The organism is Paenibacillus sp. SEL1, from assembly GCF_054602535.1.
In genome coordinates this window covers 4,910,869-4,937,242 of the sequence record NZ_CM137723.1, presented here as the reverse complement: position 1 = coordinate 4,937,242, position 26,374 = coordinate 4,910,869, and the positions used below count along the sequence as shown (strand labels likewise).

The following is a 26,374-nucleotide window of genomic DNA, read 5'->3' as shown; positions in this document are numbered from 1 at the left end:
TCCATTACCCTAAATAATCCATTTACACCATAATGAACAAGCTTTTCGCAGCTCAAGCCTTGTTAATCTGATATGTTCAAATTGAAATACCATTGAAAACTCACTGCCGTCCGTGTTGCTATACAATTTGGCGATCTCTGGCGTAGCGCCCCATGTTTCTCCAACCGTCAGCAGATCTCCAGCTTTTTGAAACGTCTCCTTGCTGAGTTCCCTGATATACTTATGCAGATTCGGCCCGTTGCTGGTAATTTTCAAATCTGGTTCTTTTCCGATTAAGTCAATTACGTCAAGCCGAAAACCGCCTACACCCTTGCTTATCCACCAATTGATCATTTCGTAAATCTCTTGTCGGACTTTTGGGTTTTCCCAGTTGAGATCCGGCTGTTTTACAGAAAAAAGATGTAAATAATATTGTCCTATCTCGGGTACCCATTCCCAAGCTGAACCACCAAATATGGAACCCAAGTCGTTTGGCGGCATTTCTCCAATGCCGTCTCTCCAGACATAATAGTCATGGTACGGATTTTCTTTACTTTTTTTGCTTCTTGAAACCAGGGATGCTCATCATATCATCCAAAGACCCGAACATCGAATCGATATCCCGATAGTCCGAAATATCATAACCAAAATCATCCTGAGGGGATTTACAAACTGGTGATAGCCAAATTGCTCCGGCATCGAGTTGCTGCAAATAGTCTAGACGGGGAAACAATTTCTTTCAAATCGCCGATTCCATCACCATTACTATCTTGAAAACTCCGTGAATATATCTGGTATACAACGATTTCTTTCCACCAATTTTTATTTTTCATTGTTCATTACAACCCTTCCAATACACGAATAGGTGTTTTTATCTCAATCAAGTCACAGCATACAATTACTCTTTTACCGATCCTACAACAATTCCAGTCACAAAATATTTTTGAAGCAGCGGATAAATTAGCAGCAGCGGGATGACAGCGACTACGATTTTGGCCGCATTTAGATTTTTGTTTGAAATTTCAGTCAGGTTGCTGAGTTGTGCTGAGTTGGTGCCGGATTGAAGAAGTTCCGCAATATCCACGTTAAGAGACTGAATATAAGTCATTAGCGGATAATTGCTGACTTGGGTCATATAGATCAAACCGCTAAAGAAATCATTCCACGTTCCCACGATACTGAATAGTGCTACCGTCGCCAGCGCAGGGATGGACACGGGAACATACACTTTAAACAGGACCTGGAGCGGATTCGCCCCATCGATGAATGCTGCTTCTTCTAGCGCCTTAGGTACAGCAGAGAAGAAGTTCATGACAAGGATGACACTAAATATAGGGACAGCTCCCGGTAGAACAAGCGACCAAATTGTATTAAGCATATCGAGGTTTTTAATCAGTAGATAACTCGGGATCATCCCGCCGCTGAACAGCATGGCAAAAATCATGACATTCATATAAATGTTTCTGCCCCTAAATTCCCTTTTCGACTTGGAGAGCGGGTATGCCATTAAAATAATAAGAATCATGTTGAGAAGAAGTGTGAGCACAACACGTAGAACAGAAATGCCAAAGGAACGCCAGAACTGAGCATCATCAATAATTTTCGTATACGCTGCTGTTGTAAAATTGACCGGTACGAGACCTACAGCATTAGCTGACACGGCCTCGCTGCTGCTAAATGAAATCGCAACGATATTCCATAACGGAAGAAGGCAGATCAATGCCAGCAATATGACGATGGCATTGATGACAAACCGGCTAATTCGATCTTTTAGGCTTACAGAATATGACATGGGCTGTGCCTCCTTAGAATATTTTTCGGTCGGTGTATTTTTTGGCCAAATGGTTGGCGGACAATAGCAAAACAATACCGATCACTGACTTGAACAGGCCAACAGCCGTACCGAAGCTATACTGTCGCCCAACGAGCCCAATCCGATATACATAAGTATCTAGAATATCTCCCGACTCATAGACAACCGGATTATACAGATTATAAATTTGATCGAAGCCGGCACTCAAAATATTGGTCAGACTCATCACTCCCATGAGCAGGATAATAGGCAGCATACCTGGCAACGTAATATGCCATACTTTTCTCCACCAGCTGGCTCCATCCATTCCTGCCGCTTCGTACAGACCCGGATCAATCGAAGTAATTGCAGCCAAATAGACGATGGAACTGTAACCGAACTCCTTCCACACGTCTGTCCCAATAATCAGCGGCTGGAACCAGGTGTTGCTGCCGAGAAAATTAATATTCTCCAGACCGAAGAAAGCCAAAATTTGATTCACAATTCCATCCAAACTGAACATGTTAACAACCACGGACGCTAGAACTACCCAGGATAGAAAGTGTGGCAGATAAACAATTGTCTGAACGGATTTTTTAACGAATTTGATGCGAATCTCATTTAACAAAATGGAAAAAATGATAGCCATCATGGTTCCCAATAGAATCTTGGCAATGGCAATCACCAACGTATTACTAAAAACCTGTGCGATGTCCGGCAGCTTAAACATATAAATAAAATGCTTCAGCCCTACAAATTCGGAGCCAAACATCCCCTTGGCTGGTATATAATCCTGAAACGCCGTAATGACACCGACCATCGGAACATAGCTGAATACCAGCAAAAATAAAATTCCCGGAAGCATCATCAGATGATACATGGCACCCGTGCCCAACCGACCTTTTGCTTTATCATTTCCCTGTTTCATGGATGGACCCCTTTCCTGAAGAAAGGCTGCGTATCGCAGCCCTTCTAGCAGTTCATGATTATTTATTTATTGGATGCGGCCTCGTCTTCAATTTCCTGAATTACCTGGTCACCGCCTTGTTTCTTCCAATTGCTAACGAAAGTATCGAAGTAATCCAGAGATTCTGCACCAGTCACGATTTTGATGAAAGATTCCTGCTCCATCTTGGTCAGATTAGCCCATGTCTGTTTCATGCTTGGTGTAGTTCCAGAGAAAGCGGGTGTCATCCAAACGAATTTGTTTTCCTGTGTCAGTTTGTCGATGAGTCCCACTCCGTTGATACGCGAGTGATATTTCGACCAAGCTGTTATGTTATCCGTATCCATATCGCTCAAGTAGGTTTGGATACTTTCAATATTGTTCTTTGATTCGGTTGTCCGGACCTGATCCAGACTAATTTCCCCTTTAATCCCGCGAACAACGTCAGAGTAATCATCCAGCAGCGAGGTAGCCGAGTTGACTTCAATATTAAAAGGTCTGGTAGAACCGTCTACGCCGTTCTCTTGATACTTGGCGGCTTCTGGCATAGATGTTTCCACATTTTTATCATTTGCCAGTTTATCGTAGAAAAGGTTTACTATTTTAACGGCGAGTTCCGGGTGTTCATATCCTTTTCTCACAACGATAAACTGATTGGCTGGATTGGCGTGTGCCACGTTTACCTTTCCGTCTGCATCCTCCAAAGTGTAAGCCGTGAATTTCGCATTCTTATCCATCTGCTTCACGCTGCTCAGACCCCAGTCGGGAATATGCCATGGTCCAAAAGCAATACCGCTTTGGCCGTTGGTGTACAGTGCCGTAATATCATCAAATGTGCGTGTTCCAAATTGCGGGTCGATGATGCCTCTCTTGAACCAATCTGCCATGACGCCTAACATCTGCTTGGTTTCCTTTGTTGTTGAGCCATAAACAATGCTGCCATCCTTTCCCTTCATCCAGTATTGAGGGAATGCACCCTTGGTGGAGGCAACTCCCAGCATGGTATAGGCGGAACCATTATAGTCACTTGTATTCAGGGTGTTCACAAAAGGAATACCTACCGGTTTCCCGGATTGGCCAGGATCTCTTTTCAGGAATTCCTCGGCCGTTTTCTCCACATCATCCAGCTTGATGGCCCCGTCTCCGTCTGCGTCAAGTTGGATTCCCAGTAAATCCAGCCAATCCTGACGAACCCAGACCATGGTTGGCGCGGAATCTAGGGAAGTAGCCGGAAGTCCCATTAAACGTCCATCTATCGTCGCATTATCTAATGCACGGCCCTCATAAGATTCGTAAATGTTCTTGATGTTATCTGTGGCATACTGTTTGTAAATTTCCGTCATATCTTCAATCAGATCATTATCAACCAGTTCTTTGAGTTCATCCTTGGAATCGACACGCATCATGTCAGGCAGTTCCCCAGAGGCGATGGCGAGAGAAACCTGACGGCTGTAATCTTCTCCGTTGGCTTCAAATTGGTCTTTAATCTGAGCGTTAAACGTTTCTTTGACCAGCCGAGTATACGCGTTGTTCTCATACGTATCTCCAGCCGGCAGTTTCGGGTTGGCTGTAGTCACACGACCCATCGTTACGGTTATTTCGTCTTTATAGGCACTGAATGGGTCTCCCGGTGTTGCCTCATACTTGCCCGCTTCCTCCGCAGTAGGAGGGTTGAAGGAACCCCCACAGGCTACAAGGGTTGAAATCATCAGGGCAGACATCGACAGCACGGCCAGACGTCTCGTCAACATGTTTCTTTTTATGAACCATTTAGTTCTCATCACATTCGATTCCCCTTCGTTCTGAATATTTCTCTATCGTTGTTGTTTGCGCTTTCATTATGAAGACTCGGAGAAGACAAATCGAGATAGGGATTGAACGTCTGTTTGGATAGAGAAATGTATACGGTTTCATTCGGGATCATGAAGCCATAGTTGGCTTGTAAGCATTTATCCTACCTACCGACATACATTTGTCTATCCTTACTTACTAATCAAAGTGAAGAACAAAAAAACCGGCAGCTCCTGAAACAGGAATCTGTCGGCTTGATTAATGGAATTATAAAAGTGTCGTGTAGAATTTATCGTATCACATTCATGATGGTCTTCAGCGATGATTATGGGCTACGGTCACCTCCAGAGTCACTTGATCGCCCCCTTGTTCCTTCCATTCCTCGACAAATTGATCAAATGAATCGATTGGTTCAGCGCCTAAAATAATTTTCAAAAATGTATCATGTTCCAGTTTCGATAGTTCACCCCAAGCCTTCTCCATCGTTGGAGTTCGTATATAGGTAAGGCTTCGAACTTTATGGATGTTTGGATCGAAGAAATTTCTTCCGCCTACAAGAAGCGAATAACTCCGCATAAAGCTGTCGCTCTGTTTATTCCAATAGGAAATACCATGTTGATCATAAGGCTTCAATTTGGTTTGTTTTATCGTCGAAACCAAGTTTTCCAGTAATTTGTATTCAGACTTGCCCTTGAAATCGTCGGGTGTTTTGGTTCCCATCAGAATATCCTGCGCGGCCTTCGATTCATATCGTGCCTCATCTGCCGGAGCAAAGAAATTGCGGCTCAGCATAAAACGCGTACCGTACTTGAACTCATCACGAAGGTACAGATTGTTAATTTTAATGATCGCTTCGGGATGAGCATATCCTTTTCGTACCACCAAGAATGAACTTGACGGATTATCCACCTTCACATGGTATGCTCCGTTTGCATCCAGCGGGAGTGCGTATGCTTGCCAGTTCGCCTTCGGCTCGTTCTGCCAAGCGCTCGGAAGGGGCCAGTACCCAGCATAGAAACCTTGAAAGAACATCCCCGCCTGACCGTTAATGACCGTTTCCTCCGCTTCTTTGCGGATGCCCATTTCTGGATCGAGAAAGCCTTTGGCGTACATTTCACGCAGCTTCACCAAGGCGTCCTTCGTTTCCGGTAGAACCGAACCGTATACAGGTTTTCCATCTTTGCTCAGCCAATATCCCGGGAAAGATCCATATGCTGCGAAGATCGGCGTTAGATCAAAAGCAAAAGCACTGTTGTTGAAATCGTTATACAGTCCAGTGCTTGAAGCAAGGCCAATCGTATCCCGCTTACTGTTTCCATCCGGGTCATTCTCCACAAAGGCCTTGGCGATAGCTTCCAGATCATCGACCGTTTTCGGGGGCTTCAGTCCAAGACGATCCAGCCAATCCTGTCGAATCCAGAGCATGCTGAAGTCTTCCGCTGTCACAGAAGGAACAGCCATCATCTTGCCATCGAAGGTCACTTGTTCCATAGCCAATCCGTTTGTGCTATCGATGATTTTTTTTATTTCCGGTGATGCGCTGCTATTGTATGCCTCGGTTAGATCTTCAATTTCTCCAGCCTTGATCATCTCGTTCAGCTGCACCTGATTTACAATCATGGCATCCGGCAGATCATTGCTGGCGATAGCCAGATCGATTTTCTGACCCAGATTTTCCTTCGACACCTGCCATAATACCTGGACATCAATGTTAAGACTTTGTTTAATCATCGTTTTCCACATATTCTTCTCAAGTGTTTCTCCTCCGGATAGATCCGCGCCTGTTGGGTCTACCACATATCCCAGCCGGATGGAAACGGGATGTTCATATTTCCCCAATGGATCAGCAGCAGCAGTGTCCGAGATTGTTTTCGTTGGTCCCATTGGTGATTCCCGGAAGTATGGGTTGCTGAAATTTACTGTCACTGCAATTAAGCTGACGACAAGAACACATGCAGCCATCTTCTTAATCATCGCTTTCCCTTCTTTCGCCCGGATTATTGACTCATCTGGGAGAGTACGCTATTTATCCCCTCTGCCGAGCTGTCGATATTCACTTGGCAGCAGACCTGTCAATTCGCGAAAAATTCGGCTGAAATATTTTTCATCCGTATAACCCACTCGCTCCGCAATCCAGAAAATCGTGTTGGTTGTATTCAATAAATACTCTTTAGACTTCTCTATTCGTATAAATCGGGAGTACTCATTAAAGGTTTTCCCCATCAAATCCTTGAAGCATTGACTGAAATAGCTTCGGCTGATGTTCAGTTGTTGGGACAGACCTGAAGCTGTAAAAGCTTGGTCCAAATCATTTTGCATGATCATAATCGCTTTTTTCACGGCGTCTACAATTTCTTGTGAATACGAAGTCTGTTCATCTGCCTTACGAATGCCCACAGAGGTCTGCTTGATCCAATCTTCTACCTCGTACCAGGATTGAAAAGAATGGATCATTGAGATTCTACCCAGCGTGGTCTGAGCAAAAAGGTGATTCCATTCCATAACTATAGAGTATAGCAAACCCATCAGCTGGCCTTTATGCAGTCTTAGTGATTTGAACTGTTCAATCAGTTGGTTGTAGTAACTGTCGTTGTGGGTCCATGGTGATAGGAACCAACTTTGTTTAATACGATCCATGTCTTCATCCTGCGGTTCTATTGGAAATGAGTCCTCCACATTCATCGAAACGGAAATGACAGGATCACAAGGATTGTATGCATAGAATAAGGACGTTTCTGTATAGTTCATAATCCAGTTTTGGATTTGCGACCATGTTCGCTCTTGTACATCGGACAGAACCAGCAAGGCGCCTTGGGGAACTTGATCCAGGTATTCCTTCAGTTTATGGAACAGCTGATCCTCTACGTCCATGGGTGCCGTCCACATCCAGCTGTTCCGTTCAACCTCCCAACGGATCTCATCTACATTGGATGTCAGTTCAATCGGCCAGTTCTGTCCTGACTTGCGATCCAGTGAAACAAGTGCATACACATGGCGATAAAGGACATTGGTCTCACTTAGCAGTGGCAGCTTTCGTCTTGTATTCGCCAGCTCGTCAATCCGGGTATGTATTCGATGCAGCACGTGTTCGAATTGCTCCTTCTCGAGCTGAACTTTGGCTATATAATCGATGGCTCCCAGCCTGAGCGCTTCCTGGATATAATCGAAATCTTGATGCAGTGTTAATACGACAATATGTAGTTCTGGATAGAGCTGCCTTGCAGCTCGCATCAGTTCAATACCTGACATTACCGGCATCGCGAGATCCGTCAACATCAGATCGACCGGTTGGGATTTCAGAAAATCCAGTGCTTTCAACCCGTTACTTGCTTCTCCTACAACTTCCATATTGAACTCGTTCCACGGCATCGCGGAGCTTATTCCTTTTCGTACCAATTTATCGTCATCCACAATTAACACCTTAATCATCCTCAGACATCTTCTCCTTTGATAGGAAGTATGAGCAGTATACTTGTCCCTGTACCCAATTCACTTTCGATCACCAGTTGTGCTTGATCTCCGTACTGTGCCCTCAACATGCGGTGGACATAATTGAGTCCGATGCCCATCCCTACTTTTTTATGTTCAGCTATACGATTGTTCAGAAGTCTTTGAATCGCTTCCTCGGTCATACCTGCTCCATTATCCTGTATTAAAATATTCAGCGTTTTGGCAAGTGTAACTTCAATTTGAATAAAACCTTCGTCACTCAGTCCATGATAAAGTGAATTTTCAACCAACGGTTGCAGAATAAAACGAGGCACAGGTATTTGTAGCACTTGATCATCCGCTGAAATACGCACGTCAAATTCAAAGTCATATCGAATTTGTTGCAGGATTAGGTACTGTCTTAGCGCATCAATTTCCTCTTCCATCGTGGATACTTGCCCTAATTTACCCAAATTGTAATACAACAGCTTGTTCAAGGATTGCACCAACTTGTCAATCTCCCCTTGTCCGTTCATAACGGCCAGCCAGTGCACAGTATCCAGCGTATTCATCAGAAAGTGAGGATTGATCTGATATAACAATTTTTCCACTTCCAAATCTGCACGGATCTTTTCTTTCTGCTGCACTTCCTTGAACAGGTCGCCGATTTGATGCTGCATATTTGAGAATTCCCCCAGCAGAAAGTCAAACTCGGGAATTTGAGTGCGGATCTGGCTGCCTGCCTTTTGTGGATTCTGAGACATTCCGTTAATTTCCGAATGGAACAGACCGAGTGGTTTGTAGACGGTCTTCCACAGAAGCCAAGCAAGAAATACGGTAAAGCCGAAAAAAAATAAAGCGACCAGTAATATTTGAAGCAGCCACTGGTTTTTCTCCTGTTGATACTTAGCCTGCGAAATTACCGATATGACGCTCCAATTCTGAGAGGAGTCCTCCTTAAACCAATGGTAATCACGGGATATTCCATCTTTTGCAGTACCTTTCGATAAGCTGGAGAAATTCTCCCCGACCTTCATCGCTTCTGGAATTTCACTGTAAACAATGTTGTCCTCACCATTCAGGATCAAATGCGATAAAGCTCCTTTGTATTGATTGTAATCCAGTATATCCTGTGTAAGCCGAAAGCCGGATTCGACGTATATATATACATCGTCCCTTTGAGGCAGTTGTACCTTTCGCATAGCAGATAAAACGAGCTGATCATCAAATCGGTTCATACTGACATGGGGACCATAGTATGCAATGCCATATGATTTGAATAGCACAGGCAAAGACTCGGGGGAAAAACGATCTTTGATGGGAAAGTTAGCGAACTGTGTAGTGCCTTCTTTCTGGAAATAGTATAAGGTCAGACCTATATTCGGATTAGTAAACGTTACAACATTTAACTCATTCTTTAATTCATCTCTAGCCTCAATCAATTCAAATATATTGGAGGAAGGCTTCAAGACTTCATCCAGTTTCTTACCTAATGTACCTCTATATGACAATTGCTGAGTAACATGATTCAGGTTGTTAATTGAATTCTCCAGTGATGAAGTTACCTGCTGTAGATTGCTCCGAATTCCATCATTGATTTTATTCGCAAAAATGGAATCAATGGTATAGTAAGAAATTACAAATATGCTAATAAAGGGGATAAACGCGCTGAGAAAAAACAATAGAAAGATTCTTTTTTTAAGTGTCATTCCGACCCATTCTCCTTAGGTAAATGAAACAGCAAGCCCCTGGTTATGGAACTTGCTGTTTATGAACAACAGCTCTATCAATTATCGTGTTCCTCATAGCAGCGACCTATTTGAAAATTGGTGACATCTCAATCCGTTTCATATTGAAAAAATCAGGATACTTCCATCTCTGTGAGGTCCAATTCTGTTCATAATTATAGATTGATATTCAAATATGTCAAACGCTTTCATGGAATTCATAGAGCTTATTCTCTCTTCCTCTTTGCAGACATCGATTTGTCGTGTTTAATTGCTTATTGTAGTCCTTCCGTTCATCACGAACCAAAAAAAGAAGCGACATCGTTCAAGATCCCAACCAAGGTTTTTTTCTTGTCTTTACGTGTTTTCTTCTGTTTTCCGCTCTACCTGTTCTTGTTTTGCCAGTGTCTGTCATTCTACTTAGATTTTCTGCATACAAAAAAGGCTCCCTCCGTTATTCTTCAAATATATATACTTGCTGAATTCCTTTGGCGGCAATTGTTTTTCCTTAATATCGATTTCAATAAAAGTGTTCTCCGGCCAGATTGGAGCAAATACCAGTAACGCGGCCTGACGATTCATATTTTTCCTTCTTTCTGAGGTTTAGCTGTAAACCTCTTGTCCCAGCACCCGATTTACAGCCTTGATAAAGGCAAGATATCTACCATCGGTATCGTTCCGATGAGGAAGTGCCAAAAGCATTGTCTCTTCAACCTGGTTTTCGTCTAACTATTAGTTTAGGATTAGGGTTTTCATATGGGTATAAAGATCATCTTAAGATTTAGATGGCAGATGAAAAATAAAGAGACCATGCTCCATAAGAGCATGATCTCTAATTACATAATGGTATTGTTACCTAGCCATCATCTCCAACCTGAAGCATACGGTAACCAACTTCGATATGTGTTTGAATAAACTTTGTTTGAGATGATGTTTTTTCTATTTTTTTCTCAGCGTTGCCATAATGCCATCCTGTGCCCACCCTCTGTTATATTCTCTCTCAATCCTTAGTATATCATGAGCAAAATCACTACCGTATTACGAATTTGCCTACAACGTTAAGATTGCATTAAGATCCGATCTTATGTAATAACATCCTTAAAGAAGCAAGAGAACGATACTCCAGATACGTCTCAAGATGGGGCTTGCCTTCCTCCTCATACTAAACTTGATTTTATTTTACAACCAACCTCTCTTGAGAGATTAGGAGTAAATAAAAGAGGGTAAAAAAACAAAGTGTATACGTTTTCAAAGAGGCAATCGTTTGCATGTAATTATACTCAGAGACATGGTTTTATTCATTTAATAATTTGTCAATGCTTATATTAAAGATAAATTTCTAACGGCTTCCCCATCTGCTACTTGATCCGTTCACTCCACATTCTTCGTTTAAACATACGCTTTTCTCTGAAAATCCATTTTTTCACTGTTTTTAGCCATTCACTGACTAGCTTCTTGCAAAAACTCTTCGAATATGTGGAATAAGTTCTCGCTATGCTATTACATTGAAGGAATCATCCCCTTTTTAGTACTAAAATATAAACTCTTAAAACCTTAAAAATATGTCCCTAGCAATGCATTGACCAGTAAAAGTATGGATGATATAATCATAAAAGGAAAAAATCATTGATATAGAGCCCTGGGTTAATGGGCTTTTCTCATAGTTTCTTTTGTAAGCGCGTACAATGATTATTTTCCATATATACCGTGGAGGAGGCGATCAATGAATCCATTTTATCATAAATAAATGTCTTTCTTTTTTTTACTTTTAATGCAACCGATTGCATTATCTCCCCTACTAAATATTATCAGGAGGTTGTTAACTTGCTAAGGAAAAAAACTAGGAGTTTTATTTCTTGGTTGATTATTTTATCACTTTGCTTCAACTTCTTCGGTTTACCCGGCGTAGCTTCGGCCAGTAACACCGATTATACATCCACCTACACGAATTCCACAGCAACTGCCTTTCCATCGACAACCGCTTCTATCACGTCTACCGTAACCGCAACGTATGCACCTACCACAACACCTAAATCAACTCAAACTGGGTTAACGGTTCACTTTAAGAAACCTTCAAGCTGGAATTCAGCGATTCGAATCCATTACTGGAATCTGAATCCGACAACCGTTCCGATAAGCGGGGCGTGGCCGGGAATCCTGATGAAGCCGGATGGAAACGACTGGTACAGCTACACCATTGCCGAGGCGACAGGCTCAAGTCTCATCTTCAATGACAGTAGCGGCAAACAGACGGCCGACTTGTCCCGCAGTGTGAAAGAGGGCTGGTATTACACAGATAACACATGGTATGATGCCAGCCCGGAAATGCCTAAAATTCCGGCGATTTCCGCCTCTCCTGTACCCAAAACTTATGATTCGTCCCAAACGGTGACGCTTTCCAGCACCAACAGTGACGATAAGATTTACTATACGATAGACGGTTCGACACCTACGACATCCTCGATCTTGTATACCTCTCCAATCCAAGTTGCGTCCTCTTTGACCATTAAGGCCTTCGGTGTTAATTCAATCGGTCAAACTGGAAATGCATCCTCTTTCGCTTATGTGATTGACCTGAATGCAGATCTGCAAGCTCCGACAATCACAGCGAATTTGCCTGCAGGGCATTCCGATTCCTCAGTGACTGTATCCTTTAACCTGAAAGATAACAAGGCAGCAACGACCAAGGCATACTATACGGAGGATGGTACAGAACCAACCACAAGCTCAAAAGTCTATATCCTCGGCAACGCGCTGGCCGGAGTGACTGGACCGTCTATTCTTATCTCCAAGACCACGACATTAAAATTTCTCGTTATAGACGGTGCTGGTAATCAAACCAAACAGAGCTTTGTTTATAATATTGGAACTAAGGGGGATTTTCGGGAAGATACTATTTACTTCGTGATTACTTCCCGGTTCTATGACGGTGATTCGAGCAATAACGTGCACGCATGGGATGATGGAAAGGCGCGCAATCCAGATTCGGACCCAGCTTGGAGAGGGGACTTTAAGGGCTTGATTCAAAAGCTCGATTATATCAAAGCCCTCGGATTCAGCGCCATCTGGATTACACCTGTTGTGCAAAATGCCAGCGGTTATGATTACCATGGTTACCATGCTTTAAATTTTGCCAAAGTAGACCCACGGTATGAATCGGCAGGAGCTTCTTATCAGGATTTGATCAATGCGGCCCATGCCAAAGGGCTGAAGGTTATTCAGGACATCGTCGTCAATCATACGGGTAATTTCGGTGAAGAGAATCTGTATCCCATGTTCAAGAAAGATCCAGCTAAACCCGATACCGCTAACAACTTGGTGAAGACTACGGATAAGTTGCCGCCAAACTATGATTCCATGACACCCGATCAGCAGTATCAGGCAAGGCTCGCCTTAATGAAGTCAGAGGGGACGAACAATAACATTTACCATACAGAAAAAAGTCTCTCCTGGGAATCCTATACTGTTCAAACCGGTCAGATAGCGGGCGATTGCGTGGATTTGAACACGGAAAACCCTGCAGTTAACAAATATTTAATTGATACCTACAATCACTATATAGACATGGGTGTTGACGCTTTCCGTGTCGATACGGTGAAGCATGTAAGCCGGTATATTTTCAATAAATACTATATTCCTGCCTGGAAGACAAGAGGCGGCTCGGATTTCTATATTTTTGGAGAAGTAGCCACTCGTTACAGAGATGTCTGGAACAGTGGAATTCCAGCGATCTCGACGCCATTCTATACTTGGAAAAGCTCAAAATCGTATCCGGGCGATGGAAAGAATGACTACGCCTCCAATAAAGCGTCAGTTGAACAAGAGTGGGCGGACAACTCTACTACAGCAGGACAGCCAACCTCGAACAATGCTTTCTTAAACGGAAATACCTATCATACGCCTGACTATTCGATGAAATCGGGCATGGATGTGATTGATTTTCCAATGCATTGGGCATTCAAGACTGCACAGGAAGCATTCAGTATGAAAGGTGGCGATCAATACTATAATGATGCTACCTGGAATGTAACCTATGTCGACTCGCATGACTATGCGCCCGACCAGGCTCCGGAAAATCAAAGATTTGCGGGCACACAGGACACTTGGGCCGAGAATCTCGATCTGATGTTCACCTTCCGCGGAATACCCGCTATCTTCTATGGCTCCGAAATCGAGTTTCAAAAAGGGGCAACCATTGATACAGGTCCAAACGCACCGCTAAGCAAAACAGGACGGGCATATTTCGGCGATCACATGGAAGGCAATGTTACGGTACAAGATTACGGCAAATACACGAATGCTACTGGCACGCTTGCGGAATCGCTCAATCATCCTCTGGCGAAACATATCAGACAGCTTAATTTAATCAGAAGAGCTGTACCCGCCTTGCAAAAAGGCCAGTATTCCACAGAGAATGTATCGGGCAATCTGGCGTTTAAGAGAAGATATACCGACAGTGCCAAAGGCATTGACAGCTTTGCATTGGTCACGATTTCAGGAAACGCCACGTTTACCGGAATTCCGAACGGAACCTATGTGGATGCAGTGACCGGTGATTCCAAAACCGTTACTGATGGCAAGATTACCCTGACATGCTCCGGCAAAGGAAATGCAAGGGTATATGTATTGAATGGCAGAGGTGGAATTGGAGAAACGGGAACCTATCTGAAGTAAACGGCAGTATGTCTTAGTTAACTGAAGCAACCTCAGTTCGGTATTGCACCGTGCTAAGGTTGCTTCATTAAAAAGTAGATCCAAGAGAGAGTCGAATATTGCTCTGGACTAAATTTCTGGTTTTATGATTTGGAAGATGCACATCAGCAAATCGCTTCTAAAGCCAGAAGCTATCGTTGAAATGGACGAGACATACTTGTAATCGGAAAAGGGCAAGAGGAACATCACCGAACGCAAGCCAAGCTATAGATGTGACTGAACCGACTGAGCTTCGAAAGCTTGAACTGCTGCTAAATGAGAAAATCAAAGACCGCATCCGCCGAGCTGTGGCCGTATCTAAGACATTGAAATCAGATGTTTTTCAGTTCGCAGATTATATTAAATGGAGATATCCCGGGAGATGGAAGGACCTTAGGCCTGAGTGGGGAAAGCGTTACGCTGACCAGGTGAGAGTAGATCCTAGGGTTAATATTTCTGTTAAATGGTTCGGTACGTCGCAGAGACCTCAGTGGAACAGAATCCTGTCGGATACGGAGGAAGACAAATGATTATGATCGCCATTGTTTATGGTGCAGTAGGTATTTTAGAATGGAGATACCTACGGAAAAATAAACGTTCTATGCGTAGTGTCATGATTCTGGCGTGTTTATGGCTAGTCATATTCACCGGGATGGAAGTTACTTATGCCTTAAAGGATCGGTGGTCCCTTGGGCTGGTTATCTCGTTTATTTTTGAGCCCATACAGAGGTTCTTATTCATCGGAGATTGAAGGAGGCCCCATGGGAAAAATAACATCGCTTCAGGTGTACATGTTCTTTGCTCAATTCCTTTTCTCATGTACGATCGGGTTCTTCATCAGCCCCTTGGTTAAAAATGCCGGATATATGTCTTGGGTGTCCGGTATTACTCGGAAGTCTAATCGGGCTTCTCATAGCTTATCTAACTTATAGGTTATGTCTTCGCAGGCCTACACATTTTCTTGGACAGTACGGAAAGGACATCTTGGGCAGAAGGATCCATTATCCGCTGTTTCTGATCGTCATCTTTGTCAATCTGTTCTCAGCCGCATTTATCATGCGCCAGTTTATTGACTTTGTCGTACAAATATACTTACCTGGGACACCGGACTGGCCTATAGCAATTTTATTCGGTTTTTGTGTAGCCCGAGGGGTTCGTTCAGGCCCAGTTGCGTTATTTCAAAGCGCTCAAGGCGTGTTCTTCTTAAGTTTAATCTCAGTTCTGGCATTCCCCCTATTCGCCTTCGAAAGAAATGAATATAGACATGGCCGTTGCATTGGTTACAGCTGGGCAACCAGCTGGAATATGGAATGGTACAATGATCGTCGTGGCCCTGTTCAGCGAAATGGCTTTTATCGTGTACCTATTTCCGTATTTTGTAGGGACTGATAAGTTAATGAAATCCCTAATGGGGGCTACGGCTACAGCTGTTGTGGTTATACTTGCTGTCCTGCTAGGATGCTTATTGTTATTTAGTTCAGAACTAACAGCAAATCTAACCTATCCGACATTAGAATTGATTCGTTATATTCATGCGGGGGTTTTCTTGGAAAATTTGGATCCGCTGCTGATTATCTTTTGGCTGTTTAGTATATTTCTAAAGATATTTACAGGAGTGACTCCAGTCTTATATTATCTGGTGGACCGGATTCGTTTCGGTAAGCTGAAGAAGAACACTAATCAACCAGAGACCGACAGTTAAAGAATACCTGTTAAGAAGTACTTCGATATTGTAATGACAAAAAGCCTGAAAATTGGTCATCCCCCTGTCAAGTAGACAGGACTAAAAAGACATGTTTAAGCAGCAACCGCTTCTCGGTATTCAGCCGGGGAACGGTTGTTTAATTTTTTCTGAAATCTACTTTGGTTATAAAATGAAATATACTCACGTACCTGTTGTTCTGCCTCCATCTTTAACTCCAAGGAGACTGCCGAAAGGGTTGTCCCTTTTTGGCCATGAAAAAATCCCCTCCGTTCAACAAGATTAAATCCATCTTACCAGATGTCTTTTTTCTCTTGTCTACTAAAGGGGATAATACCAGTGCATCACTTCAGCATAAGCGTTTTTTTAAATTTCATTCAATCATTGCAGGTTCATTGGCATAGAGTCTAAATACTTGTACTCCTCGATCCTAACGGAGTCTTCTGTCCAATTCCCCTCTTTATCTTTCACAAAGACTTCTCTTATTTGTTACCGTCAAGGTAAAACTGCCCTGCGTCGGTATGATCTTGTCGGAGATCAGGTAACCCGTATCCGCAAAAGAGGCCTTGGTTGTTCATTGTGCACTTAGGACACACCGTTAATTGTTTTGGCCGTAATGATCTACATCCGGTAGCTCATCGAGCGTGATCACGTTTGGATGGTTAAACACTTTGTTCAAATGTTCCCGGCTGTTGTTTACGCCATCGGTCAGGAACTCTCCCGTCCAGGTAGTGAACCAGCTCCAGTTCGTTCCGTCACTGGAGAGTAAATCCGGATCCGGGATCGCGCCGTTCTCGGTTAATGCGACCAGCTTCTGGTTGTTCACAAGCGAGACGAGTGCATCATACTTGTCAGTGACCGGACTATAGTCGCCCGCAGACGGATAATGGTCCGTACTCACGATGTCTACAACATCGTGTCCCGGATACCACTCCGGTGCGCTAGAGTTCCAGACCCAAATCAAATTGTTCAGATCATGCACGTTCGTTAAGCGGTCGTACACCAGGTGGTAAAGTTTCTTTGACGGCTCCGGACCTTTCGCGCCCCACCAGAACCATCCTCCTTCCGCTTCATGCAACGGCCGGAAGAGCACGGGGATTTTCGCATCTTTTAGCTTTTGAAGCTGTGCCGCAATGGCATCGATATCCCGCAAAATAAGTTTATAATCCTCGGATTCCGGGTGATCCAACGCGTAATCAACGTCGAAAGTGGTGGAATCCCCGAAGAATCCCTTGTACCACTCTTTACCAGGCTGGTCAATTAAACCCTTCGGCGCGTTCCAATGCCATACGACGGTGACAATACCGCCTTGGCTATGCCAATCGATCGCATTCTCGATCTCGGAGGAGGAAGCGCCGTACTCGACTCGAGACGGTGAATAATCCATCAGGTCGAATCCGACAATGGCTGGCTTTTTACCAATCGCGTCCTGCATCCAGCTAATGTTAGAACTGTTCTGCTGACCGGATAGTATACTCTTGCCGTATTGATCGACCAGATAGCTCATCAACGATTTGGCTTCAGGCGAGGCGTTGGGATTAACGAGTGTCTTCCTAACCTGATGCTCCTCAGTGACCGTCGATTTTTGAAACTCGGCCACCCCCCCGTTCAGAACGCCTGATCCTGCTTCATACACAGCTTCAGACACGGTAACCGGTTCTTCGGATGCATGGGCAAAATAGTTGATACTGCTCTCTGCGCCTGCCGTCATTGGTAGCGAGAATAATAACGCTGCCCCGGTCAGAGTGCTGATCAAGCTCTTCGTTTTTTTAAATGAATTCATATTGGTTATCCTCCTAATGTTTATATCTTGCTGTCTGTTATCGCAAGATAAGGTCTGTTATGTGGGAAACAAGAAGTTATCAAAGAACCTAATCCCACGATCTCAAGTATTTATACTCTGTTTTAGCCCCCTTTTTTTGTGCATAACATAATCCATTTTTCTAGTACACTACCTCCTTCCCTAAGGATCGGCTGGTTGACTGATACCATCAATCGCAACGTACATTATTTTTTTGTTTAGCGAGTTGATCCCATCTTCCTATATGAAAAGGCTTTTTGGCGAATCCTCAATTATATCGACATTAAGGAAAAAAATTGAAATAGTTCTATTGGAGTGAAAATTATTTCATATAACAACAAACTATCAATTTCTGCAAAGAATGGTAGGGACTAAGTGTGTGATAAAGAAAATATTGCCGTTTCATTTTTATGAATCTTTAATTCACCCTTATGAATTTTGATTTAAATTATTGTTATTCTTGTACTATATAGAGGATTCATACTCACACACATAAGTGGTGAAAACGAATCAATTTACTTCTTCCACGCAGCTCGAGGATGAACAGATCAAAATGAAGATAGCGGATGCTGTAAAGAGGTAAAAGGAATCTACGATTATCGACGGGTCAAAGTATGGATCGAGAATACGCTTGATGAACGAGATGAGGAGTTAAGCTGTTATACGTAAGAAAAATCCTTATTACGCTATTTAATATTTAATGGACATAAAACCTATCTGCCATCAAAGACCTTTATAACAACGAGATTATCGCCTATTAGATCATGTAGAAATGACTTGAAATTTCTTTAACCATTTTCAAATCAGAGTGTTTTAAACGCTACACTTTTCGACAGGTGAAAAAGTGGAACATGTTATCTAATTAACGTCTATCCATAAAAACTAATATTCTCTGCATAAAATTAAACAACCTAAGACCGTATAAATATCGGACTCAGGTTGCTTAAATATTGCTTTTTTTATTACTATTTACTTGATAGGGGTCATTTCAAACAGATGTCTTTTTTCTCTTGTCTACTAAAAGGGGATAATACCACGATTCGGGCTTTTAGAGTATAACTACTCAAAGAAGCATTGAACTATATCTTGGGATTAGGTAAAGATGAAAGTCCTTCCTTTTTTTTATCAAGCTGCTTCTCAATCCTTAGTAGCTCCTCTTCCGCCTTCCGATAGGCTTTCTCAGCTTTTTCAATCTGTTGCTCGTATTCCTTCCTACGCAGCATGGGAATTAAGACACAATCGTACACCAATTCGTCTCCCTGCTCTCGAATCACAGCATTTAAAAGAACGGGAAGTGTTCCGCCGCTACCCGTTTTCATCATTAAATATATCTCATCTACGTGATGATTAAGCCGAATCAACGGTAAAAAATAAACCTGAAAGAAAATTTGGCTGGACCGATTTAGCAGGGATTCAAAACTGATACCGTTTACCCCTTGTTTTTCATATTCTAACAAGCGACACAGCGTTGCATTGACGATGCGTATTGTCAGATTTTGATCCATCGACAAATAACCGCAGGGGGCATGATCCAACCGTTCGTCCATATTATGTGTGCAACTCGCTTTCCTGTATTGAATCGATTGAGGCAAGATATTCGCTGATGAGTCTAATGGTTTCATCCGGATGGCTTACGTGTGGACAATGACCGGTTGCATCCATCAGTCGGAACTCGCTCTCCTTCATCTGCTGGTGGATATAGGCTCCAGCTTCCATCGGAACGATTACATCATCGGAGCATTGCAAAATCAACGAAGGCACCACTACCTTGCCGAGTTCCTTACGGTAATCAGAGAGAAACGTTGCTTCCGCAAAACGACGGGCTACCTTAGGATCGGTCGCGCAAAAACTTAACTCAAGATCTTGAGATAATTCCGGTCGGTCTGTATTCCCCATAATGACAGGAGCCAGATAGCTCGCCCAACCTTGAAAGTTTTGATCCATCAAGTCCAATAAATCCATCAGATCTTCCCGTTCAAACCCGCCGATGTAATCAGGTAAATCGTTCAAATATCGTGCAGAAGGACCAATCAGAACAAGCCGATCAAAGTATTCCGATCTTTGAATAGAGGCCAGCATACCGATAGTAGCACCGACGGAATGACCCACTAGAATGGCATTCTTCAATTCGAGCGCTGAACAAATGTCTAAGATATCCTGGGCATACCCGTTCAGATCATGATAAATATAAGGATTATAGGCCTGCATATCGGACTTTCCCGAACCTACAAAGTCAAACAATACCAGCTTGTACTTCTCTTCGAAAGCTGGTGCGACAAAGCGCCACATGTTCTGGTCACAGCCAAAGCCATGGACGAATATAAGAGTCTTGGAACCAAAGCCCCTTACTTTGACGTTGTTTCGGATGAGAATTTGTTGGCTATCCATCGACTTTTCCTCCTGGTAACGATAAATTCTGTTCAATAAATCATTATACCACTATATCAAGATTTTTAAATTTTTCCTGACGTGCCTAATCATCTGCTTGACTCTTATCTGCGGTTCCACAAGAAGCTACGCATATCATTGGCTTAAAGGCTATCCACCGATTCACCGGTTTGATTTATATAATCGAAGAACCTAAGCTGGATTAAAGAGACTAACACCAGTTGAGTTACCGTCGCCAGTTTGCAGCTCCATTATCCATTATGTTTTTTTCGGAATTAGGATTACTCGTTGGACTAAACTGCCTGTTAGCTCTTAACAGAGTACCGATAGTCTACAATGTAGTGTAGTGCTTAAGATCAAAAATAACAGCAGCTAGCATACCGATTAAAACTATTTGATTTCCAATTTCTCAAAAAACGTAAACGTTCTAATTTAAGTATACATAAGAATATGTAGAGCTTCCCTGGAATTGCTCAAATTAATAATACATGCCGCTACTAATTGTGTGGCAGCATGCATTGGTTATGAAATGCATTTTCTATTCAAATAAAGTCAACTTTGTAAAGTGAATATTTATTAAAAGGTGGGAGCAGGTAATTCATCAATTTTTATACGAAGTAAACTATAAGGTTTTTGTCGCAGGTCTTTTCCATAATGAAATCTTGCCTGCCGATGTAATTGGTTCACAATAACATATAAGTATTGATCTGGACCAATAGAAAAAGTATCCGGCCATAAAATTCTCGGATCATGTGCGATGGTTTCCATTATTCCATTCGGAAATATCTTTCGAATACTATCGTTTTCATAGTCACCAGCGTAAACGTTTCCTTTTGCATCGGTTATCAATCCATCAGACGCACCTTTTTCTCCCCAATACTGCACATGATAACGTAAGTTGAAATCCGGTATCGTTCTGTCTCTTAGGGCTTCTGTTGAGATCGAGTATAGATGACGACTGGTTAATGGACAAAAAAATATAATTTTTCCATCAGGGGAAATCGCTATACCATCAGAGGCCAATCGAAAGGGAGATGTCGAACCATCTGTGTTTCGATTCATCAAAATTTTACCTTCCACTTTCGGTAAAAAATACGGATCGGGTGAAGTTGAATTTGCTCCATTTAACCGTCTAAACGCATTTCCATTTTCTAAATCTACGACTATAATAGCGCCTGGACCTTTGGAAGAAGAATCCGTTATATATGCGTAACCTGATTTACCAACACGAAAATCAAATCGGACATCATTCAGATACGTTGTCGGCAAGATTGCATCTTCTGCAAACGTGTATACTTTTCTTATTGTATTTGTTTTTAAATCTACAGCGACTAATTTTGCCCCTCCTTTAATAGGCTCAGAAAAATTTGGTGCAGCTGTATCCAGTACCCACAGGGTTCCCCTTCCATCAGCAATTACACTTTGGACACTGATGAAGGACATAGTGATATTCAAAGGATTTACCAAATTCGTTTCTAAATTAGGATAAGGCTGCAACCGACCCTCAACAATTTCCGCTACCGTAAATCTAACGTCATCTCCCCATTTCGGAAAGCAAATGAAGATACGCCCGGTTTCTGATACACTAACGCCTGTAGGCATAGCCCCATAAAATGAATAAACGAGTTCTAACTTACCGAAATATTCTTCCATAGGTAACATAGGTTTTATGATATCCTCCCCAACATATTTGAACGGATATTACCTATAATATGTTTAAAAACTTTTTCTAATGCCTGCCTCTTAATGATTCTTTTCTAACCGAAACATAGAAGCACGCTGGGTAGAGTAACCCTTTGCTGGTTGTTGCGCCAGTTCTCAATTTTAATTGCCGTAGACAGGTGAATGTTATGGATGTCCTGATCGGGCGAGCTTGCGGTTTGGATGTTCACAAGAAGTCCATTACCGCATGTGTCGTAACTCCCGAAGGAAAGCGATTAAGACGTTTCATACCTACACGGTTTTCCTGCTTGATTTGATCGACTGGATCAAGCAACATTGCTGCACTCATGTGGCCATGGAAAGTACCGGCGTGTTCTGGAAACCGATCGTGAATTTGCTTGAAGCTGAAGAAATTCAGTTCCTCGTCGTTAACGCCCAGCCATCAAAGCCATTCCCGGCAGGAAAACGGACGTAAAAGATGCAGAATGGATTTGTAATCTGCTCCGCCACGGTCTGCTGAAACCCAGTTACATCCCAGACCGGAACCTAAGAGAACTGCGCGAATTAGTTCGTTACCATTGCAGCCTGATTCAGAGACGGTCCCGCGAACACAACCGGACCAAAAAGTGCCGGAAGGAGCCAGCTACCGTTGTCTCCGACATCATGGGGTGAGCAGCCGTGACATGATGAATGCCCTGATCGAGGGTGAAGAAGATACGGAAAAGCTGGCTGCATTCGCCCGAAGAACGCTGAAGAAGGCTAGATACGATCACGGGGATCGCAACACGCACCGTGGAACAAATTCTGCACGAAGTCGGGACCGACATTGGTGCGCGTTTCCCCTCCGACACTCCTCTCTGTTTGTGGATAGGTCTAGTTCCAAAGCAGAACGAAAGTGGTAAACGAATATCCTCCAAGACTCTCGCAAAGGCAACAAATACCTTTGTTCGGCACTCATTGAAGTTGCCCATTCCGTATGCAGATCCGACAATTACTCGGGTGTTCAGTACCGACGCTGAAAAGGCAGAAACCGAGCGGCCGTGGCGGTCACCCACTCCATCATGACTATTGTTTACCATCTCCTCACGCGCAGCGATACAAGGAACCATTCCTGTAGCCATAAGGGTGGCCGAACTTGACAAACGAGGCCTCCCGCATCTTTGGTAATCCGGTAATCATTGTCGACGCAGGCTATAAGTTACTCGCTATGTGTCAAGCCCCTATCCCCAGCCGACCTGATATCGAACAGCAGCGAAATTTGGGCTATATTCTTGACAGTAATATTGAGAGCATGAAGAAATCCAATCTGTACGAACTGACCCGTATGGCTCTTATTCCTTATTATTCACGTGATCCCGAGACCAACGACTGTTGGATAACAGCTTTTGTGTACGTACATGGTATAGAATTCGCGCAGGTCAGTGTTATGGAGCTGGATCGCAAATTTACAGATATTGATTTTGAACTCGTACAATTTCTTTGTGAGCTGGTTTCGGTAGAATTGCAAAAGAACAACTTTTATAATTGCAATCCAGGAATGATGCATAGTTTTTGCTTTCCGAACTGCTTACAGGCGAGCTCAATGATGCTAATATTATCGCAATGCGACTGACTCATCTGGAATGGACGCTTACACCTTACCTGAGAGTGAGGACCTTGACAGACTTGAAGAACGGCTTTTTTGACGGGAAAGTTCAGCTGGTTGCACAGCATATGATCCAATTACTGCCGGATAGCCGTTGGATCGTGTATCAGGGACGTATTGTATTTCTCATTTCCCTTGTTGATTCATCCTGTAAAATCATTGCTAAAGACAAACGAATTCTGGAATTTCTCCAAGTAAACGGACTAACTGCTTCGCTGAGTGACTGCTTTAGTCATTTAACTTTTTTGCGAAAATATTATAAGCAATGCCTAACTGCCATCGAGATTGGTTTCCAACTTAATTCTAACAAGCCAGTGTATATGTATGAGGACTATCTCTGCGAGCATATTGGAAAGATCATATCGGAACAGAATGATCTCGCTGACTTCTGCCATCCGGTTATCCAAAAGTTAATTGTTTATGACAATGCCCACAAAACAAGTTTGCTGCCTACCCTTGAAGCCTATCTTCAATATGTGGACACTCCAAATATTGCTGCTAAAACACTTTTTATTCATAGAAATACTTTGTTCTATCGAATCAACAGGATACGTGAGCTTTTTGAGATTGATCTAAGCGATGGTGATATTCGCCTGAAACTTCAATTGACTCTTCATTTTCTAAAACTGAAAACACAACGCGACGATCCTAAAGATCAGAGTATAGAAGGGTAAGAAAATGCAAAAAAACATGCAGACAAAATTTCTTATCGCTACTTTGTCTGCATGCTGGTCTTTTCTATCTATTTTCTTTAATTTTTCCAATTCCATCATTATTCAGCTTACCAGCTTTAGGCCAACTGCTGAACCGAGTACCATCGCGATGAACAGAATTCTCGCGGTATTACGCGGTTCACTGTAAAAGATCATGCCCAATATGGCTCCGCCAGAAGCTCCAATACCGGTCCAGACAGCGTAGGCCGTTCCCATTGGTAGTGTTTCCATGGCCAGGGATAGAAACAAGAAGCTCAATCCAAAGCCTGCAAGCAGGTAAAAAGCAGACAGGAAATGCCGATCTTTATGGAGCTTATTAATCATGAGAACCCCCATCATCTCAAATACGCCTGCCAAAATTAGAAATACCCAGTTCATACGTCAGTCCACCTCTTTTCATTGTTTCTTCTCTTTGCTCTGTATTTTGAGCCCTACAACTCCGAGCAGAAGCACCCCAATTAGCAACAATTTAGATCCCTGTACCTCAGCACCAAACAACAAAATTTCTGCTAATACAGTGCCGGCCGTTCCCAACCCGACAAATACTGCATACACCGTGCCTACCGGAAGCGTACGGGAAGCCATAATCATAAGTATGAAACTTACTAAAATGGCAACTAAAGTGCCCCCCCACTCTAACCAGCCGCTGGCATGTTTCAGGCCGATGACCCATCCAACTTCGAATAATGCCGCAACTACAACAGATAACCATGTCTTGTTCATTCTGTGCTTCCTCCTTTTTGATAATGCTGCAAATGTAGTATGGATTTATAGCAGCAATAAAAAAAACCTGAGAGAATACTGCATACAGCAGTTTTTCTCCCAGGCTTTTATCCCTCCGTGGCACAGTACGACGACTGTGAGTTTTCTCTCGGACCAGCCGATATTACATCGCGGAACCCTAGAAAACATTTATGAATTCAATTATAGTTAACATTATACACATTAGTTAATAAATTACAATATAAAAATAATAAGAATTCTTATATCATCCTAAACTTATATCATTGTTTTGGTCATTATGAAATCAATTTGTTCTTCATCACCCATATAAAAAGAGTGTGCGCCAGTTTGAACAAACCCCATTTTCTTATAAAAAGCAATGGCGTTTTCATTTTTTTCCCATACGCCGAGCCAGATTTTCTTTTTATTATGCTCCATCGCAATTTCCATAGCTTTATTTAGCAGATTTTTACCAAGCCCATGTTTTTGAGATTTATTTTTTATATAAATCCTCTCAATTTCGAGCGACTCATCACCCATTTTTTCAGATTGGGCGTCATTCATATTTACCTTTAAATATCCAGCAAGTTCTTCATTGAAATAGATGAAAAAGATTTCTGAAGAGACGTTGGACAATTCATCCTCCAACTGTTGAAAATTAAATGCTCTTTCCAGATAGGCTTTCATATTTTCAGGTGAATTCTGATCTTTAAAAGTATCGTTGAATGTTTCAATACTTATTTCTTGGAGTATTTGTAAATCTTCACGGTTGCACTTTATTATTTTTACAGTCACTTAATGTATCGCTCCTTCATGTAAATCAATAATTTCTCTTGTTCCCCTTTTTTACAAATTCCCAGTCTTCCCCTATATTTTCTCTCACTCTTTGAAGAAGATTGAAAATGGTTTCTACTTCTCTTTCCGAAAATCCCTCTAATGCAACGTTATTGGAATAATCATTTTCTCTTTTTATAAAAGGATAAACATTGTTCCCTTTATCTGTTGGAAAGAGTTTTTTAATTTTTTGGTTATGGTTATCTTCTTTCTTTTCAATAAAGCCATTAATTACAAGTTTTTTTATAGCACGAGATGCAGTTGTTCGATCTACTTTTATCATCTCAGCTAACTTTTCTTGAATGATTCCTGGGTTTTCACATATTCGCACAAGGTACAAATACTGCCCTTTTGTAAGGTCATATTCTTTAAATTCTATATTACTTATAGAATCTAATGCCCTTGCAATCATTCCAATTTCACGAAGTACTTCCTTCATAGTTAACTCCTTCGCACCTATTTTATTGCAAATGCAATAAAAATGATATATATTGAATTTACCTTATTTTTATTGCATTTGCAACATAAAATTATGTTAAAGAGGTCGAGT

Annotated in this window: 20 protein-coding genes, 4 pseudogenes and 1 riboswitch; of the genes and pseudogenes, 7 read left to right on the top strand and 17 right to left on the bottom strand. The window is 42.4% G+C overall.

Annotated features, from left to right (window positions below; genetic code table 11):
* Positions 1-27: 27 nt before the first annotated feature.
* The 8 genes and pseudogenes from ACYCSE_RS22500 to ACYCSE_RS22465 form a co-directional block, all read right to left on the bottom strand.
* Positions 28-812: pseudogene (locus ACYCSE_RS22500) on the bottom strand (alpha-amylase family glycosyl hydrolase); the annotation flags it as partial.
* Positions 813-877: 65 nt separating this feature from the next.
* On the bottom strand, positions 878-1,771 hold the full coding sequence (locus ACYCSE_RS22495; protein WP_250268367.1) for a carbohydrate ABC transporter permease: 894 nt from the start codon (positions 1,769-1,771) through the stop codon (positions 878-880).
* A gap of 13 nt (positions 1,772-1,784) precedes the next feature.
* Positions 1,785-2,699 carry an ABC transporter permease gene (locus ACYCSE_RS22490; protein WP_061828414.1) on the bottom strand — a complete coding sequence of 305 codons (915 nt, stop codon included), beginning with the start codon at positions 2,697-2,699 and terminating at the stop codon, positions 1,785-1,787.
* Positions 2,700-2,761: 62 nt separating this feature from the next.
* Positions 2,762-4,498: a type 2 periplasmic-binding domain-containing protein gene (locus ACYCSE_RS22485; protein ID WP_459702559.1), complete on the bottom strand. Its 1,737-nt coding sequence runs from the start codon at positions 4,496-4,498 to the stop codon at positions 2,762-2,764.
* A 325-nt stretch (positions 4,499-4,823) separates the two neighbouring features.
* Positions 4,824-6,482: an extracellular solute-binding protein gene (locus ACYCSE_RS22480; RefSeq protein ID WP_459700000.1), complete on the bottom strand. Its 1,659-nt coding sequence runs from the start codon at positions 6,480-6,482 to the stop codon at positions 4,824-4,826.
* Positions 6,483-6,530: 48 nt separating this feature from the next.
* Positions 6,531-7,937 carry a response regulator transcription factor gene (locus tag ACYCSE_RS22475; protein ID WP_254330353.1) on the bottom strand — a complete coding sequence of 469 codons (1,407 nt, stop codon included), beginning with the start codon at positions 7,935-7,937 and terminating at the stop codon, positions 6,531-6,533.
* A gap of 2 nt (positions 7,938-7,939) precedes the next feature.
* A complete protein-coding gene (locus ACYCSE_RS22470; RefSeq protein ID WP_459699998.1) occupies positions 7,940-9,646 on the bottom strand; it encodes a sensor histidine kinase in 1,707 nt (568 codons plus the stop codon).
* A 438-nt stretch (positions 9,647-10,084) separates the two neighbouring features.
* Complete coding sequence (locus tag ACYCSE_RS22465; protein WP_459699996.1) at positions 10,085-10,246, bottom strand: hypothetical protein; 162 nt, start codon at positions 10,244-10,246, stop codon at positions 10,085-10,087.
* Between the two features lie 1,242 nt (positions 10,247-11,488).
* On the opposite strand from ACYCSE_RS22465, the gene ACYCSE_RS22460 reads away from it, so the two are divergent.
* The 4 genes and pseudogenes from ACYCSE_RS22460 to ACYCSE_RS22445 all read left to right on the top strand — a co-directional run bounded on the left by ACYCSE_RS22460 (position 11,489) and on the right by ACYCSE_RS22445 (position 16,058).
* On the top strand, positions 11,489-14,338 hold the full coding sequence (locus ACYCSE_RS22460) for an alpha-amylase family glycosyl hydrolase (protein WP_069291950.1): 2,850 nt from the start codon (positions 11,489-11,491) through the stop codon (positions 14,336-14,338).
* Positions 14,339-14,589: 251 nt separating this feature from the next.
* Positions 14,590-14,886 carry a Ger(x)C family spore germination C-terminal domain-containing protein gene (locus ACYCSE_RS22455; protein WP_322163434.1) on the top strand — a complete coding sequence of 99 codons (297 nt, stop codon included), beginning with the start codon at positions 14,590-14,592 and terminating at the stop codon, positions 14,884-14,886.
* A gap of 325 nt (positions 14,887-15,211) precedes the next feature.
* Positions 15,212-15,547, top strand: a pseudogene (locus tag ACYCSE_RS22450) (GerAB/ArcD/ProY family transporter); the annotation flags it as partial.
* A 73-nt stretch (positions 15,548-15,620) separates the two neighbouring features.
* Positions 15,621-16,058 (top strand): GerAB/ArcD/ProY family transporter, encoded by a 438-nt coding sequence (locus ACYCSE_RS22445; RefSeq protein ID WP_459699993.1) that lies wholly within the window; start codon positions 15,621-15,623, stop codon positions 16,056-16,058.
* A gap of 95 nt (positions 16,059-16,153) precedes the next feature.
* On the opposite strand, the gene ACYCSE_RS22440 is transcribed toward ACYCSE_RS22445, so the two are convergent.
* From ACYCSE_RS22440 to ACYCSE_RS22420, 5 genes and pseudogenes are all read right to left on the bottom strand, one after another.
* Entirely contained in the window at positions 16,154-16,267 is a 114-nt protein-coding gene (locus tag ACYCSE_RS22440; protein ID WP_148504410.1) for an IS3 family transposase, read from the bottom strand.
* 389 nt (positions 16,268-16,656) lie between these two features.
* Positions 16,657-17,691 (bottom strand): annotated as a pseudogene (locus ACYCSE_RS22435) (glycosyl hydrolase); the annotation flags it as partial.
* A gap of 1,247 nt (positions 17,692-18,938) precedes the next feature.
* Complete coding sequence (locus tag ACYCSE_RS22430; RefSeq protein ID WP_459699991.1) at positions 18,939-19,406, bottom strand: PAS domain-containing protein; 468 nt, start codon at positions 19,404-19,406, stop codon at positions 18,939-18,941.
* A 1-nt stretch (position 19,407) separates the two neighbouring features.
* Positions 19,408-20,247, bottom strand: a complete 840-nt coding sequence (locus ACYCSE_RS22425; RefSeq protein WP_250268353.1) for an alpha/beta fold hydrolase — start codon at positions 20,245-20,247, stop codon at positions 19,408-19,410.
* Positions 20,248-20,823: 576 nt separating this feature from the next.
* Positions 20,824-21,918: an L-dopachrome tautomerase-related protein gene (locus tag ACYCSE_RS22420; protein ID WP_322163453.1), complete on the bottom strand. Its 1,095-nt coding sequence runs from the start codon at positions 21,916-21,918 to the stop codon at positions 20,824-20,826.
* Positions 21,919-22,097: 179 nt separating this feature from the next.
* Between ACYCSE_RS22420 and ACYCSE_RS22415 the strand changes: the two are divergent.
* From ACYCSE_RS22415 to ACYCSE_RS22405, 3 genes and pseudogenes are all read left to right on the top strand, one after another.
* A pseudogene (locus ACYCSE_RS22415) lies at positions 22,098-23,006 on the top strand (IS110 family RNA-guided transposase); the annotation flags it as partial.
* A gap of 38 nt (positions 23,007-23,044) precedes the next feature.
* Positions 23,045-23,521, top strand: a complete 477-nt coding sequence (locus ACYCSE_RS22410; RefSeq protein ID WP_452566873.1) for a hypothetical protein — start codon at positions 23,045-23,047, stop codon at positions 23,519-23,521.
* 44 nt (positions 23,522-23,565) lie between these two features.
* Positions 23,566-24,228, top strand: coding sequence for a helix-turn-helix domain-containing protein (locus ACYCSE_RS22405; protein ID WP_452566872.1), 663 nt, complete (start codon positions 23,566-23,568; stop codon positions 24,226-24,228).
* A gap of 102 nt (positions 24,229-24,330) precedes the next feature.
* Here ACYCSE_RS22405 and ACYCSE_RS22400 read toward each other — a convergent pair whose 3' ends face one another.
* The 4 genes from ACYCSE_RS22400 to ACYCSE_RS22385 all read right to left on the bottom strand — a co-directional run bounded on the left by ACYCSE_RS22400 (position 24,331) and on the right by ACYCSE_RS22385 (position 26,263).
* Positions 24,331-24,645 (bottom strand): DMT family transporter, encoded by a 315-nt coding sequence (locus tag ACYCSE_RS22400; RefSeq protein ID WP_459699987.1) that lies wholly within the window; start codon positions 24,643-24,645, stop codon positions 24,331-24,333.
* An 18-nt stretch (positions 24,646-24,663) separates the two neighbouring features.
* Entirely contained in the window at positions 24,664-24,990 is a 327-nt protein-coding gene (locus ACYCSE_RS22395; RefSeq protein WP_061828428.1) for a DMT family transporter, read from the bottom strand.
* Positions 24,991-25,084: 94 nt separating this feature from the next.
* Positions 25,085-25,183: riboswitch (guanidine-I (ykkC/yxkD leader) on the bottom strand.
* A gap of 83 nt (positions 25,184-25,266) precedes the next feature.
* Positions 25,267-25,785: a GNAT family N-acetyltransferase gene (locus ACYCSE_RS22390; protein WP_459699985.1), complete on the bottom strand. Its 519-nt coding sequence runs from the start codon at positions 25,783-25,785 to the stop codon at positions 25,267-25,269.
* 25 nt (positions 25,786-25,810) lie between these two features.
* Positions 25,811-26,263, bottom strand: a complete 453-nt coding sequence (locus ACYCSE_RS22385; protein ID WP_061828430.1) for a MarR family winged helix-turn-helix transcriptional regulator — start codon at positions 26,261-26,263, stop codon at positions 25,811-25,813.
* Positions 26,264-26,374: the final 111 nt, after the last annotated feature.

Coding starts and splice junctions, on each gene's coding strand:
- ACYCSE_RS22495 (WP_250268367.1), bottom strand. CDS start 1,771: ATGTCATATTCTGTAAGCCTAAAAGATCGAATTAGCCGGTTTGTCATC.
- ACYCSE_RS22490 (WP_061828414.1), bottom strand. CDS start 2,699: ATGAAACAGGGAAATGATAAAGCAAAAGGTCGGTTGGGCACGGGTGCC.
- ACYCSE_RS22485 (WP_459702559.1), bottom strand. CDS start 4,498: ATGAGAACTAAATGGTTCATAAAAAGAAACATGTTGACGAGACGTCTG.
- ACYCSE_RS22480 (WP_459700000.1), bottom strand. CDS start 6,482: ATGATTAAGAAGATGGCTGCATGTGTTCTTGTCGTCAGCTTAATTGCA.
- ACYCSE_RS22475 (WP_254330353.1), bottom strand. CDS start 7,937: ATGATTAAGGTGTTAATTGTGGATGACGATAAATTGGTACGAAAAGGA.
- ACYCSE_RS22470 (WP_459699998.1), bottom strand. CDS start 9,646: ATGACACTTAAAAAAAGAATCTTTCTATTGTTTTTTCTCAGCGCGTTT.
- ACYCSE_RS22465 (WP_459699996.1), bottom strand. CDS start 10,246: ATGAATCGTCAGGCCGCGTTACTGGTATTTGCTCCAATCTGGCCGGAG.
- ACYCSE_RS22445 (WP_459699993.1), top strand. CDS start 15,621: ATGGCCGTTGCATTGGTTACAGCTGGGCAACCAGCTGGAATATGGAAT.
- ACYCSE_RS22440 (WP_148504410.1), bottom strand. CDS start 16,267: ATGGAGGCAGAACAACAGGTACGTGAGTATATTTCATTTTATAACCAA.
- ACYCSE_RS22430 (WP_459699991.1), bottom strand. CDS start 19,406: ATGGACGAACGGTTGGATCATGCCCCCTGCGGTTATTTGTCGATGGAT.
- ACYCSE_RS22425 (WP_250268353.1), bottom strand. CDS start 20,247: ATGGATAGCCAACAAATTCTCATCCGAAACAACGTCAAAGTAAGGGGC.
- ACYCSE_RS22400 (WP_459699987.1), bottom strand. CDS start 24,645: ATGAACTGGGTATTTCTAATTTTGGCAGGCGTATTTGAGATGATGGGG.
- ACYCSE_RS22395 (WP_061828428.1), bottom strand. CDS start 24,990: ATGAACAAGACATGGTTATCTGTTGTAGTTGCGGCATTATTCGAAGTT.
- ACYCSE_RS22385 (WP_061828430.1), bottom strand. CDS start 26,263: ATGAAGGAAGTACTTCGTGAAATTGGAATGATTGCAAGGGCATTAGAT.